Source organism: Cupriavidus sp. 01L43, from assembly GCF_056399925.1.
In genome coordinates this window covers 781,630-795,163 of sequence record NZ_JBFTSH010000002.1, presented here as the reverse complement: position 1 = coordinate 795,163, position 13,534 = coordinate 781,630, and the positions used below count along the sequence as shown (strand labels likewise).

General features: G+C 65.6%; 15 protein-coding genes. 12 read left to right on the top strand and 3 right to left on the bottom strand.

Going from position 1 to position 13,534, the window contains the following annotated elements:
• The 6 genes from AC1DP9_RS06860 to cysM form a co-directional block, all read left to right on the top strand.
• A partial coding sequence (locus AC1DP9_RS06860; RefSeq protein ID WP_477106905.1) for a UDP binding domain-containing protein occupies positions 1–640 on the top strand: 640 nt, incomplete at its 5' end.
• 6 nt (positions 641–646) lie between these two features.
• On the top strand, positions 647–1,588 hold the full coding sequence (gene rfaE1, locus AC1DP9_RS06855) for a D-glycero-beta-D-manno-heptose-7-phosphate kinase (protein WP_477106904.1): 942 nt from the start codon (positions 647–649) through the stop codon (positions 1,586–1,588).
• A gap of 42 nt (positions 1,589–1,630) precedes the next feature.
• Positions 1,631–2,626: an ADP-glyceromanno-heptose 6-epimerase gene (gene rfaD, locus AC1DP9_RS06850; RefSeq protein WP_092302010.1), complete on the top strand. Its 996-nt coding sequence runs from the start codon at positions 1,631–1,633 to the stop codon at positions 2,624–2,626.
• Between the two features lie 183 nt (positions 2,627–2,809).
• Positions 2,810–3,178: a ComEA family DNA-binding protein gene (locus AC1DP9_RS06845; RefSeq protein ID WP_092302013.1), complete on the top strand. Its 369-nt coding sequence runs from the start codon at positions 2,810–2,812 to the stop codon at positions 3,176–3,178.
• A 147-nt stretch (positions 3,179–3,325) separates the two neighbouring features.
• Positions 3,326–4,639 carry a solute carrier family 23 protein gene (locus AC1DP9_RS06840; protein ID WP_441593607.1) on the top strand — a complete coding sequence of 438 codons (1,314 nt, stop codon included), beginning with the start codon at positions 3,326–3,328 and terminating at the stop codon, positions 4,637–4,639.
• A 133-nt stretch (positions 4,640–4,772) separates the two neighbouring features.
• Positions 4,773–5,675, top strand: a complete 903-nt coding sequence (cysM, locus tag AC1DP9_RS06835) for a cysteine synthase CysM (RefSeq protein ID WP_092302019.1) — start codon at positions 4,773–4,775, stop codon at positions 5,673–5,675.
• A gap of 60 nt (positions 5,676–5,735) precedes the next feature.
• On the opposite strand, the gene AC1DP9_RS06830 is transcribed toward cysM, so the two are convergent.
• The 3 genes from AC1DP9_RS06830 to mltB all read right to left on the bottom strand — a co-directional run bounded on the left by AC1DP9_RS06830 (position 5,736) and on the right by mltB (position 7,751).
• Positions 5,736–6,221 (bottom strand): SRPBCC family protein, encoded by a 486-nt coding sequence (locus AC1DP9_RS06830; RefSeq protein WP_441593608.1) that lies wholly within the window; start codon positions 6,219–6,221, stop codon positions 5,736–5,738.
• On the bottom strand, positions 6,193–6,561 hold the full coding sequence (locus AC1DP9_RS06825) for an ArsR/SmtB family transcription factor (RefSeq protein ID WP_477106903.1): 369 nt from the start codon (positions 6,559–6,561) through the stop codon (positions 6,193–6,195). The genes AC1DP9_RS06830 and AC1DP9_RS06825 overlap by 29 nt, the downstream gene beginning before the upstream one ends.
• Positions 6,562–6,644: 83 nt before the next feature.
• Positions 6,645–7,751 (bottom strand): lytic murein transglycosylase B, encoded by a 1,107-nt coding sequence (gene mltB / locus AC1DP9_RS06820; RefSeq protein ID WP_092301901.1) that lies wholly within the window; start codon positions 7,749–7,751, stop codon positions 6,645–6,647.
• 130 nt (positions 7,752–7,881) lie between these two features.
• On the opposite strand from mltB, the gene AC1DP9_RS06815 reads away from it, so the two are divergent.
• From AC1DP9_RS06815 to AC1DP9_RS06790, 6 genes are all read left to right on the top strand, one after another.
• Entirely contained in the window at positions 7,882–8,805 is a 924-nt protein-coding gene (locus AC1DP9_RS06815; RefSeq protein ID WP_092301903.1) for a histone deacetylase family protein, read from the top strand.
• A 183-nt stretch (positions 8,806–8,988) separates the two neighbouring features.
• Positions 8,989–10,023 (top strand): methionine ABC transporter ATP-binding protein, encoded by a 1,035-nt coding sequence (locus AC1DP9_RS06810; RefSeq protein WP_477106902.1) that lies wholly within the window; start codon positions 8,989–8,991, stop codon positions 10,021–10,023.
• On the top strand, positions 10,013–10,666 hold the full coding sequence (locus AC1DP9_RS06805) for a methionine ABC transporter permease (protein WP_092301909.1): 654 nt from the start codon (positions 10,013–10,015) through the stop codon (positions 10,664–10,666). The genes AC1DP9_RS06810 and AC1DP9_RS06805 overlap by 11 nt, the downstream gene beginning before the upstream one ends.
• Before the next feature lie 39 nt (positions 10,667–10,705).
• Positions 10,706–11,503: a MetQ/NlpA family ABC transporter substrate-binding protein gene (locus AC1DP9_RS06800; protein ID WP_092301912.1), complete on the top strand. Its 798-nt coding sequence runs from the start codon at positions 10,706–10,708 to the stop codon at positions 11,501–11,503.
• Positions 11,504–11,738: 235 nt separating this feature from the next.
• Positions 11,739–12,488: an electron transfer flavoprotein subunit beta/FixA family protein gene (locus AC1DP9_RS06795; RefSeq protein WP_092301915.1), complete on the top strand. Its 750-nt coding sequence runs from the start codon at positions 11,739–11,741 to the stop codon at positions 12,486–12,488.
• 17 nt (positions 12,489–12,505) lie between these two features.
• The gene (locus tag AC1DP9_RS06790; protein WP_092301918.1) at positions 12,506–13,441 is read left to right on the top strand and encodes an electron transfer flavoprotein subunit alpha/FixB family protein; all 936 of its coding nucleotides are present in this window, start codon (positions 12,506–12,508) and stop codon (positions 13,439–13,441) included.
• Positions 13,442–13,534: the final 93 nt, after the last annotated feature.

The window sequence follows — 13,534 nt, the reverse complement described above, 5'->3', positions numbered from 1 at the left end:
GGTCCGACTCGGCATCGGCTCCGACCCGCGCATCGGCTACAGCTTCCTGTACGCCGGCGCCGGCTACGGCGGCTCGTGCTTCCCGAAGGACGTGCAGGCGCTGATGCGCACGGCCACCTCGTACGGCAAGCCGATGCGGGTGCTGGAGGCCGTGGAGGCCGTCAACGATGCCCAGAAGCAGGTCTTGGCCAACAAGGTCATCAAGCGCTTCGGCGAAGACCTGACCGGCAAGACCTTCGCAATCTGGGGCCTCGCCTTCAAGCCGAATACCGATGACATGCGGGAAGCGCCCTCGCGGGTGCTGGCGCGCGAGCTGGTGTCGCGCGGCGCCGCGCTGCGCGTGCACGACCCGGTGGCGATGGCCGAGGCGCGCCGTGTGATCGAGACGGATCTTGCGGACATCGAAGGCGGCGCGGGGCGAGTACACTTCTGCGAGGCGCAGATGGATGTCCTCGAGGACGCCGACGCGCTCGTGATCGTGACCGAGTGGAAGGTCTTCCGGAGCCCGGATTTCAGTGCCATCCGCGCCAAGCTGAAGACCCCGGTCATTATCGACGGCCGCAATCTCTACGAACCCGATGCCATGGCGACAGCCGGCATCGAATACCACGCGATCGGGCGCTCTGCCTCGATGCGCTGAGACCCTATGAGCAAGAATCAGATTTCGCAGGACCAGATTCGACAATCGCAGGTGCTGGTGGTGGGCGACATGATGCTGGACCGTTACTGGTTTGGCGACGTGGAGCGCATTTCCCCGGAGGCGCCGGTGCCCGTGGTGCAGGTGAAGCGCAGTGACGAGCGCCTGGGCGGCGCCGCCAACGTGGCCCGCAATGCCGCGGCGCTGGGCGCCCGGGTAGGCATGCTCGGCGTGATCGGCGATGACGAGCCGGGCCGCACGCTCGAGGCGCTGCTGGCCGAGAGCCACGTGCAGCCCTACCTGCAACGCGATCCCACCCTCAATACGACGATCAAGCTGCGCGTGCTGGCCCATCAGCAGCAGTTGCTGCGCGTCGATTTCGAGAGCGCGCCGGCCAACGAAGTGCTGGCTTCGGTACAGGACCGCTTCAATACCCTGGTGGCCGACTATCAGGTGCTGGTCTTGTCCGACTACGGCAAGGGCGGTCTGGCGCACGTCGGCCGCATGGTGGAGGCGGGCCGCGCGGCCGGCCGCACCGTGCTGGTGGACCCCAAGGGCGACGACTACTCGCGCTACCGGGGTGCCACGCTGATCACGCCGAACCGTGCCGAGATGCGTGCCGTGGTGGGCGCCTGGAAGACCGAGGCGGACCTGACCATCCGCGCCCAGAACCTGCGCCGCTCGCTCCAGCTTGAAGCGCTGCTGCTGACGCGCTCGGAGGAGGGCATGACGCTCTACACCGAGGCCGAGGTGCTTCATGTCTCGGCCCAGGCGCGCGAAGTCTATGATGTATCGGGGGCCGGCGATACCGTGATCGCCACGCTGGCCACGATGATCGGTGCCGGCGTGCCGCTCAAGGAAGCCGTGCAGCACGCCAACCGGGCCGGCGCCATCGTGGTCGGCAAGCTGGGTACCGCCGTTGTCACGTATCCCGAACTGTTCGGCGCCTGAGGCGCGTGTCGTAAAAGTCCGAAATTCGAGTCTGAAACTACCATGACCATCATCGTGACCGGCGCCGCCGGCTTTATCGGCAGCAACCTCGTCAAGGGCTTGAACGAGCGCGGCGAGACCAATATTGTCGCGGTCGACAACCTGACCCGCGCCGAGAAGTTCGGCAACCTCGTGGACTGCGAGATCGCCGACTACCTCGACAAGTCGGAATTCGTCCAGCGCTTTGCGCGGGGGGACTTCGGCAAGGTCCGCGCGGTGTTCCACGAGGGCGCGTGCTCCGACACCATGGAGACCGACGGCCGCTACATGATGGAGAACAACTACCGCTACACGCTGGCGCTGATGGAAGCCTGCCTGGAGCAGGGCACGCAGTTCCTCTACGCCTCTTCGGCGGCCACCTACGGGGCGTCGACGATGTTCCGCGAGGACCGCGAGTACGAGCGCCCGCTGAACGTGTACGGCTATTCGAAGTTCCTGTTCGACCAGGTGGTGCGGCGCCGGCTGCCGGCGGCCCACTCGCAGATCGTCGGCTTCCGCTACTTCAACGTGTACGGCCCGCGCGAGTACCACAAGGGCCGCATGGCCTCGGTGGCGTTCCACCACTTCAACCAGTTCCGCGCCGAGGGCTCGGTGAAGCTGTTCGGCGAGTACAACGGCTACGCGCCGGGTACGCAGAGCCGCGACTTCGTGTCCGTGGAGGACGTGGTCAAGGTCAACCTGTACTTCCTTGATCATCCGGAAAAGTCCGGCATCTTCAACCTTGGCACCGGCCGCTCGCAGCCGTTCAACGACATCGCCGCCAGCGTGGTCAACACGCTGCGCGAGATCGAGGACAAGCCGCCGCTCTCGCTGGAGGAGATGGTGCAGGAAGGGCTGGTCGAATACGTGAAATTCCCCGACGCGCTGCGCGGCAAGTACCAGTGCTTCACGCAGTCCGACGTGTCGCGCCTGCGGTCGGCAGGCTATACCGCCCCGTTCCTCACGGTGCAGGAAGGCGTCTCGCGCTACTGCAAGTGGCTGCTCGAGCGTAACGGCTGACCGTTTCGGATGTTTCCGACCGCCGATTGCAACATCCTCGTTGCAGTTGGCCACACATCCGCGCGGATGTTGTGAACGATTGTGGCCGACTACGCGTCTGGCCGTCACCCGCTCCTATCCTGACAAGGCTCCGTCGCCATCCCGGCACGGAGCCTTGAGTCCAATAAGGAAAGGAGTTTTCTGATGCGCAATCCCTTCGATGTTTCCCTGATCCAGTGCATGCGCCGGATGTTCGTGGCGCTGCTGGTGTCGCTCGCGTTCGGCGGCGCGGCCTATGCCAACGTGGACGTCAACGTGGCGGACGAAGCCGCGCTGACCGGCGTGAAGGGCATCGGGCCGGCTACCGCCAAGCGGATCCTCGATGAGCGCGAGAAGCATGGCGCCTTCAAGGATGCCGGCGACCTCGCGGACCGGGTGCCCGGCGTGGGGCCGAAGTCGGTGGCCAACCTCGAGGCCGCCGGGCTGACGTTCGGCAAGGCTGCGCCGCCCCCTCGCAAGGATCCCAAGGCAAAGGCCAGCGCGGCACCATCGACGCAGAAGGCGGCCCGCTGACGCCATGCGGCAGACCAGGCCCGGGGCGTCAACAGCCCGGGGCTGGTATGCGTTGTGCTTCCTTGTCGGCCGGCGCCGGCCCGGTCGCTTCGCGGCCAGGGCGGCGCGGAGTATCATGCGCGACGTCGATAACAGGGAGAAAACAACATGGCGAATGGCGAGGACACGGGCTTCCTGCCGAAATGGCGGCTGAAGACATCGGGCGTGATCGGCCCGGACGAGCGGCTGCCCGCGGGGCAGACGATTCTGGCGGGCATCCAGCACGTGGTGGCGATGTTCGGCTCCACGGCCATCGCGCCGATCCTGATGGGCTTCAATCCGAATATCGCCATCCTGTTCTCGGGCATCGGCACGCTGATTTTCTTCCTGTTCGTACGCGGGCGCGTGCCGAGCTATCTGGGATCGAGCTTCGCGTTCATCGCCGTGGTCATCGCGGCCACCGGCTATGCCGGCAGCGGGCCGAACCTGAATATCCCGGTGGCGCTCGGCGGCATCATCGCGGCGGGGGCGGTCTACACATTGATCGGCCTGATCGTGCAGGCGGTCGGCTACGCCTGGGTGGAGAAGCTGATGCCGCCGGTGGTGACCGGCGCCATCGTTGCAGCGATTGGCCTGAACCTGGCGCCGGTGGCCGTCAAGGCCGTCAGCGCCGCGCCGCTCGATACCTGGATCGGGCTGCTGACCGTGCTGGCCGTGGGCCTGATCGCCGTGCGCGCGCCGGGCATGGTGGGGCGCCTGCCGGTGCTGCTGGGTGGGCTGGCTGGCTACCTCGCGTATTACATCGCCACCAATGTGATGGGCATGGGCAAGGCCATCGACTTCTCAGGCGTGATTGCGGCCGGCTGGTTCGGCCTGCCCGCGTTCACGGCGCCGGTGTTCGAGCCGAGCGCGATGCTGCTGATCGCCCCGGTGGCGATCGTGCTTGTGGCGGAGAACCTCGGCCACATCAAGGCCATCGGCGTGATGACGGGCCGCAACCTGGACCCGTATATCGGTCGCGCGTTCATCGGCGATGGCGTGGCCACGATGCTGTCCGCCTCGGGCGGCGGCACGGGCGTGACCACGTACGCGGAGAACATGGGTGTGATGGCGGTGACGCGCATCTACTCGACGCTGATCTTCGTGGTAGCGGCGGCGGTGGCCATTCTGCTCGGCTTCTCGCCGAAGTTCGGCGCGCTGATCCTGACGATTCCGGGCCCGGTCATCGGCGGCCTGACCATCGTCGTGTTTGGCCTGATCTCGGCCACGGCCGGGCGGATCTGGGTGCAGAACGGCGTGGATTTCTCCAGCTCGCGCAACCTGATCACGGTGGGGGCCACGCTGACCGTGGCCGCTGGTGACCTGACGCTGAAGCTCGGTGGCATGACGCTCGGTGGCATCGGCACGGCCACGTTCGGCGCCATCCTGCTGTATCACCTGCTGGGCAAGGGCCGCGACGAAGAAACCGCGCTGCCGCACTGATTCGGCGGCATGGCGGGGCCGGCTGGGGTGGGGGAATGCCCGCCCTGCCGGTGCGGGTAAGGTGGGTGCATTACAATGACCCGCGACAACAAAGACATTGGCGACACCCCCTCCCGCGACATTCCCCTGCACCATGGCCTACAAGACGATCGAAGACACCATCGGCAATACGCCGCTGGTCAGACTCCAGCGCATCCCCGGCGCCGCCATCGAGGCGCGCGGCAATGTGATTCTCGGCAAGCTCGAAGGCAATAACCCGGCCGGTTCCGTCAAGGACCGTCCCGCGCTGTCGATGATCCGTGGTGCCGAGGCGCGCGGCCGCATCAAGCCGGGCGACACGCTGATCGAGGCGACCTCGGGCAATACCGGCATCGCGCTGGCCATGGCTGCGGCCATCCGCGGCTACCGCATGGTGTTGATCATGCCGGAGGACCTGAGCCTCGAGCGCCGGCAGAGCATGTCGGCCTATGGCGCGGAGATTATCCTCACGCCGGTCAAGGGCGGCATGGAGTACGCGCGTGACCTCGCCGAAGCCATGGAGCGCGAAGGCAAGGGCGTGATCCTCGACCAGTTCGCCAATCCGGACAATCCGCTGGCGCACTACGAGACCACGGGCCCGGAACTCTGGGCGGAAACCGAGGGCCGTATCACGCACTTTGTGTCCGCCATGGGCACCACGGGCACGATTACCGGCGTCTCGCGCTTCCTCAAGGAAAAGAACCCGGCGATTCAGATCGTCGGCGCGCAGCCGGCCGAAGGCTCGCGCATCCCCGGCATCCGCAAGTGGCCGGAAGCCTACCTGCCGAAGATCTACGATCCGAAGTACGTGGACCGCCAGGAGCCGGTGTCGCAGGCCGACGCCGAGCACATGGCCCGCCGCATGGCGCGCGAGGAAGGCATCTTCTGCGGCATTTCCGCCGCCGGCGCGCTGTGCGTGGCGCTGCGCGTGGCCGAGGAAGTGGAAAACGCGACGATCGTGTTCGTGGTCTGCGACCGTGGTGACCGCTACCTGTCGACCGGCGTATTCCCGGCCTGATCGGTCCCGCGTTTCTCGTACGAGTAAAGGCCCCGCGCGTTTGCCGGGGCCTTTTTCTATCTAGCGCAAGTTCAGCGCGAAGTCGTCGAGCTGGGTGATGCAGGTGTTCCAGCCGTCGAAGAAGCCCAGCTTCTCGTGCTGGTCCCGCGTTTCGTCATCGGGGTGCATCACCGTGGCGGTGTAGCGGCTGCCCGTGCCTTCGTCGGCCATGGTGATGATGGCCGTGAAGCCGAGCCACGGCTTGGCCGGACGCCAGCCGCCCGTCAGCATCGACGTCATGACAAGGCGCGATTGCGGCACCACTTCGAGAAAGCTGCCAGGGTTGTCGCTCACGCCACCGTCGGGGCCGCGCATGATGGTATGGAAGGCGCCGCCGGGCTGGAGGTCGAAGGCCAGCACCTCGGTCGTCCAGGGCTTGGGGCACCACCATTCCTTGAGCAATGCCGGATCCGACCAGGCGCGCCACAGTGCCGAGCGCGGCGCGCGCAGCACGCGGGAGATGACGAGGTCGCGGGATTCAGCGTTGTCGGCTGGGCTGTTTGACATGGGCTTGCTCCTCCTGATGTAGAYGTTCGACGAATTGGGCCATGCGATCGGACCTGGCCTCCCAGACGGCGCGCTGCTCGGCGATCCACTGCTCAGCCTGCGAGAGCCGCTCCGGCAACAACTCACACGTGCGGGTGCGCCCGAGCTTGTGCGTGCGGATCAGGCCGCTACGCTCGAGCACGGTCAGGTGCTTCATGAACGACGGCAGCGCCATGTCGAACGGCGCCGCCAGCGTGGACACCGACTGCGCGCCGCCGCCCAGTGCGCTGACAATCGCACAGCGGGTGGGGTCGGCGAGCGCGTGAAATACCTCGCTGACTGTCGCTTGATAGTTAGCCATATGGGTAACTATAGGCCAAAAGAAAATCCCCGGCAAGACAGAGCCTGGACGGGGATTTGGGGTCGGCGAATGGGGGGTGGCGATCAGCCCATCGCCGCTTTGACTGCCTCGCCGAGTTGGTACACCGCCAGCGCGTAGAAAAAGCTGCGGTTGTAGCGCGTGAGCACGTAGAAATTGCGCAGGCCGATCAGGTACTCGGTGGGCTGGTCCGGCGTGGGCAAGTCCACCACCAGCACGCCGGTCTCGCCTTCGCGCTGGAGGTCGATCGGCTCGTCCACGCGCAACCCGGCGCGGGTGAGCTGGTTCAGCGTGCGCGTGGGCCACGGCTCGCCGTCTGCCGCAGCCACGGCAATGCCCCGGCTGCCTTCGTCGCCGGCAATGCGCCAGATCACGGGCCGGCCCTGTTCCCAGCCGTGCAGCTGCAGGAAGCGGCCCACGCTACCAATGGCATCGACGGCGCTGTTGCGCAGGTCGACGTGCCCGTCCTTGTCATAGTCGATCGCGTACTCGCGAAGGCTGGTCGGCATGAACTGCGGAATGCCCACCGCGCCCGCGTACGAGCCGAGTACCGAATAGACATCGGTGCGGGTCTCGCGGCACCAGAGCAGGTAGTCCGCCAACTGCTCGCGGAACAGCCGGGTGCGTGCGTCGCGGTTCGGGGTGTCCGGATAGTCGAAGGCCAGCGTGGAGAGCGAATCCAGCACGCGGAACGTGCCCATATCGCGCCCGTAGATGGTTTCCACGCCGATGATGCCGACGATGACCGACGCCGGCACGCCGAATTCGGCCTCGGCGCGGCGCAGCGTGTCGCGGTTTTCCTGCCAGAAGCGCACGCCGGCGTTGATGCGGATCGGCTCGATAAAGCGCGAGCGGTACGTCCGCCAGCTCTTCCGGCCCGGCGTGCTCGGCGGCATGATCAGCCGCGACACCGTGGCCGAATACACGGCCTGACTGAAATACGTGTCCAGCTCCGCGCGCGGGAAGCCGTGGCGGGCCACCATGTCGTCGATGAACGCACGGGTTTGCGGATGATTTCGATAGCGGCCCGGTTCGATTTCTTCTTCCCGGACGGCCACGCGACGCTTGCCGGCAGCCATCAGTCGAGGAGAAACGCCGCACAGGCCCAATGCGGCAGCGGTGAGTGCGGCGCCCAGCAGCGGGCGGCGCATGGAGCGCTGTTTGTCGGTCATGTTGTCCTTTGCAAGTCGCACCGAGTATAGCGGATGCCTCCCGGCGCCAGCGACCCCGCCGGCCCACGGATGATGTGGCACGTCATGTGCTAACGTATCGATTGGAGACAAACTTGACCCGGAAACGACAATGCCAACGGGCTATTACACACATCCCGCATTCCAGCTGCACGAGATGGGACATTTCCATCCGGAATGCCCGGAACGGCTGCAGGCGATCGAGGATCACCTGATCTCGCACGGGCTGGACGGGCTGCTGGACCGCCGCGACGCGCCGGCCGCCACCGAGGAGCAGATCGAGCGCGTGCACCGGCCCGACTACGTCTCCCAGTTGGCGTCCGTGAGCCCCGCGAGCGGCTACCACGCGATCGATCCCGATACCACGATGAACCGCCACACGCTGACCGCCGCCACGCACGCGGCCGGCGCCGCCGTGGCCGCCACCGACGCCGTGATGGCCGGCGAACTGGAAAACGCGTTTTGCTGCGTGCGCCCACCGGGCCACCACGCCGAGCCGGACCGCGCCATGGGCTTCTGCTTCTATAACAACGTGGCGATTGCCGCCCGTCACGCGCTGGTCGCGCATGGTCTGGAGCGCGTGGCCGTGATCGATTTCGATGTCCACCACGGCAACGGCACCGAGGCGGCATTCCGCAACGACCCCCAGGTGCTGATGTGCAGCTTCTTCCAGCACCCGTTCTATCCGTATAGCGGCACGGAGCACATTGCGCCGAACATGTCGAATATCCCGCTGCCCGCCTATACCAACGGCATGGCCGTGCGCGAGGTGGTGGAGACGATCTGGCTGCCACGCCTGAACGAGTTCCGGCCCCAGATGCTGTTCATCTCGGCCGGTTTCGATGCCCACCGTGAGGACGACCTCGGCCAGATGGGCCTGGTCGAGCAGGACTACGCCTGGATGACGGAACGGCTGATGGAAGTGGCGCGCGTGCATGCCAAGGGCCGCATCGTGAGCTGCCTGGAGGGGGGCTACAACCTCAGCGCGCTGGGGCGGAGCGTGCTCGCGCACCTGAAGGTGATGATGGAAGGCTAAAAGTGCCGCGTAATTCGCAAAAATGCGATTGACGGTGCTTCTATATGCTCCCAGCGCATAAGGCGATCGAAAAAATCTCGTTTGAGGTATGAAGCGGATCGCATAAAATGCGAGCTTCAGAAAAATAATGCGCGGCAACAACGCTGGAGACCCCACGCTGTTGCCGTTTTCTTTTCTCTTTCCATGATCGAACTGCAAGGACTCTCGCAGCGATTCCCCGGCGGGTCGGGGGAAGTGCATGCGCTGCGCGATGTCAGCCTCTCCATCGCGCCCGGTGAAGTCTTCGGCATCATCGGCCGAAGCGGGGCCGGCAAGAGCACGCTGGTGCGTGCCATCAATCTGCTGAACCGGCCCAGCGCCGGCCGGGTGATCGTCGACGGCCACGATTTGACTGCGATGGATGCCAGCCGCCTGCGCGCGGCGCGCCGCGAAATCGGCATGATCTTCCAGCATTTCAACCTGCTGTCGTCGCGCACGGTCTATGACAACGTGGCGCTGCCGCTGGAGCTGGCCGGCAAGACCAAGGCCGAGATCGCCGCGACGGTGCTGCCGCTGCTGGACCTCGTGGGCCTGTCGGCGCTGCGCGACCGCCATCCCGCGCAGATCAGCGGCGGGCAGAAGCAGCGCGTGGGCATTGCGCGCGCGCTGGCCAGCAAGCCGAAGGTGCTGCTGTCCGACGAAGCCACCTCCGCGCTGGATCCCGAGACCACGCGCTCGATCCTCGACCTGCTCAAGCAGATCAATCGCGAGCTGGGCCTGACCATCGTCATGATCACGCACCAGATGGAGGTCATCAAGCAGGTCTGCGACCGCTTGGCCGTGCTCGAAGCCGGGCAGGTGGTGGAAAGCGGCCGTGTGATCGACGTCTTCCTGCGCCCGCAGCACGAAGTCACGCGCGCGATGATCGGCGACGTGATTGCCCAGGAACTGCCGGCCAGCGTGCTCAAGCGCGTGGAAAGCCGGCTCGGCAACGGCCGCGACCACGTCTACCGGCTGGCCTTCACGGGCGAGAACGTCGACCAGCCGGTGCTGGCCCAGGCGATCCGCCAGCACGGACTGGACTTCAACATCCTGCACGGCCATATCGACGAGATCCAGGGGCAGGCGTTCGGCTCGCTGGCGATCATGGCCACGGGCGAGCCGGCCGCGGTGCGCGCGGCGATGGAATATTTGCAGACGCAGGGCGTCGTGGTGGAGGAGATCGAACATGTGGTCTGAAATGTTTGACCTGTTCCTGGCGTCGTTCGGCGAGACGCTGTTGATGGTGTCGATCTCGGGCGTGGTGGGCGCGCTGTTCGGCGTGCCGCTGGGCGTGCTGCTGCACCTGACCAACCGGGGCGGCGTGCTGTCGCATCCGCTGTTCAACCGCTCCATCGGCGTGGTCGTGAACGCGGTGCGGTCGATCCCGTTCATCATCCTGCTGGTGGTGGTGATCCCGTTCACGCGCTTTATCGTCGGTTCGTCGATCGGCACGACGGCGGCTGTGGTGCCGCTGACGATCGCGGCGGTGCCGTTCATCGCCCGGCTGGTCGAGGCGGCGCTGCGCGAGGTGGACAAGGGCCTGGTGGAAGCCGCGCAATCGATGGGTGCCACCACGCGCCAGATCGTCTGGAAGGTGCTGCTGCCCGAGGCGATGCCCGGCATCGTGGCCGGCCTGACCATCACCTTCGTGAGCCTGGTCGGCTATTCGGCCATGGCCGGCGCCATCGGCGGCGGCGGGCTGGGCGACCTGGGCATCCGCTACGGCTACCAGCGCTATATCACCGAGGTCATGGTCGCCGTGGTGGTGATCCTGATCGTCTTCGTACAGGCCGTGCAGAGCTTTGGCGACTGGCTCGTGCGCCGCATCAGCCATCGCTGATGGGTTTCAATTCGCAGGGAAACTAGGGGTAAATCAAAAATGCAACGTCGTAATTTGCTGAAGACTGCCGCAGCGGTGGCGCTGGGCCTGGCCGTTTCCACGGGCGCGCTGGCGCAGGAAAAGCCGATCAAGGTTGGCGTGACGGGCGGCCCGCACGCGCAGATCATGGAGCAGGTGAAGAAGGTGGCGGCCAAGGACGGCCTGAACATCCAGGTGGTGGAGTTCAGCGACTACATCCAGCCGAACGCCGCGCTGGCCGCTGGCGACCTCGACGCCAACAGCTACCAGCATCTGCCGTACCTGGAAGCCCAGATCAAGGATCGCGGCTACAAGTTCACGCACGTGGGCTTCACGGTCACGTTCCCGATGGGTGTGTACTCGAAGAAGGTGAAGTCGCTGGACCAGATCAAGCAGGGCGCCCGCGTGGGCGTGCCGAACGATCCGACCAACGGCGGTCGCGGCCTGTTGCTGCTGCAGGCCAAGGGCCTGATCAAGCTGCGTCCGGACGCCGGTCTGAAGGCCACGCCGCTGGACATCGTGGAAAATCCGAAGAAGATCAAGATCGTCGAACTCGACGCCGCCCAGCTGCCGCGCTCGCTCGACGACCTGGACGCCGCCGCGATCAACGGCAACTATGCCGAGTCCGCCGGCCTGTCCCCCACGCGTGATGCAATCGCCACAGAAGGCCCGAAGGGTCCGTACGCGAACCTGATCGCCATCCGCGCGGCGGACAAGGACAAGCCGTGGGTGGCCAAGCTGGTGAAGGCCTACCACTCGGCCGAGGTGAAGCAGTACATCGCCAACACCTACAAGGAGTCGGTGATCACCGCCTGGTAATCATCAATCGGGCGCCGGTCCGGGACGATTTTCGAGGAAATCGTCCAAACCCTGTGCACGCGGGGCATCCTGCGGCACAATGGGCGCAGATTTCTTCAGTTGCCGGGCTAGCCCCGGCAATTCTTTGTCTATAAAATAGTACGATCGTTCGAAAAACTAAAGCTGCGCCACCCCGGTGGTTATAATGGCGAGCGATTCAAATCTTTGGACTATCAGCTATCAGTGGAGTGAGCGCATGAAAGTACTCGTCGCAGTCAAGCGGGTGGTGGACTACAACGTCAAGGTCCGCGTGAAGTCGGATGGCTCGGGCGTCGACCTGGCCAACGTCAAAATGAGCATGAACCCGTTCGACGAAATCGCCGTGGAAGAGGCCGTGCGCCTGAAAGAAGCTGGCGTCGTCACCGAAGTGATCGCCGTGTCGTGCGGCGTCACGCAATGCCAGGAGACCCTGCGCACTGCGATGGCCATCGGCGCCGATCGCGGCATCCTGGTGGAATCGAACGAAGACCTGCAGCCGCTGGCCGTGGCCAAGCTGATCAAGGCACTGATCGACAAGGAACAGCCGCAACTGGTGATCCTGGGCAAGCAGGCCATCGACGATGACTCGAACCAGACCGGCCAGATGGTGGCCGCGCTGGCCGGCCTGCCGCAAGCCACGTTCGCCTCGAAGGTGGTGGTGGCGGATGGCAAGGCATCGGTGACCCGTGAAGTGGATGGCGGTCTGGAAACGCTGTCGGTCAAGCTGCCGGCCGTGGTGACCACGGACCTGCGCCTGAACGAGCCGCGCTACGTGACGCTGCCGAACATCATGAAGGCCAAGAAGAAGCCGCTGGAAACCGTGAAGCCCGAAGACCTCGGTGTGGATGTGGCCCCGCGTCTGTCGACCGTGAAGGTCGTGGAGCCGGCCAAGCGCAGCGCAGGCGTGATGGTGCCCGATGTGGCCACGCTGGTGCAAAAGCTGAAGTCTGAAGCCAAGGTTATCTGAGCGCGGGGAGAGAAAACATGACTGCACTCGTCATTGCTGAACACGACAATCAATCGATCAAGGCCGCCACGCTGAACACCGTGACGGCTGCCGCCCAGTGCGGTGGCGACGTCCACGTGCTGGTAGCCGGCGCCAATGCCAAGGCTGCCGCCGATGCCGCTGCCAAGATCGCCGGTGTGACCAAGGTCCTGCTGGCCGATGCCGCCTATTTCGGCGACGGCCTGGCCGAGAACGTGGCCGAGCAGGCCCTGGCCATCGCCAACGACTACAGCCACATCCTGGCGCCGGCAACGCCGTACGGCAAGAACATCCTGCCGCGCGTGGCCGCCCGCCTGGACGTGGCCCAGATCTCGGAAATCTCCAAGGTCGACGCACCCGACACCTTCGAGCGCCCGATCTACGCTGGTAACGCCATTGCCACCGTGAAGTCGGCCGACAAGATCAAGGTCATCACGGTGCGCGGCACGGCGTTCGACGCGGCTGCCGCCGAAGGTGGCTCGGCCGCTGTCGAGACCCTGCCGGCCGTGGCTGACCTGGGCATCTCGCAATTCGTCTCGCGCGAAGTGGCCAAGAGCGACCGTCCGGAGCTGACCGCTGCCAAGATCATCGTTTCCGGTGGCCGTGGCGTGGGTTCGGGCGAGAACTACACCAAGGTGCTGACGCCGCTGGCGGACAAGCTGGGCGCCGCGCTGGGCGCCTCGCGCGCGGCCGTGGACGCCGGCTTCGTGCCGAACGACTATCAGGTCGGCCAGACCGGCAAGATCGTCGCGCCGCAGCTGTACATCGCGGTCGGTATTTCGGGCGCGATCCAGCATTTGGCCGGCATGAAGGACTCCAAGGTGATCGTCGCGATCAACAAGGACGCCGAAGCCCCGATCTTCTCGGTGGCGGACTACGGCCTGGTGGGCGACCTGAACACCGTGGTGCCTGAGCTGGTGGCAGCACTGGGCTGAGGTCTGGCCCCGCGCCGGCCCGCGTACTGTCTGGTACGGGCGCCGGCGCCACAACAAGAAGAATGAAGCCGTTCCGGGAGCGTCCCGCGAGCG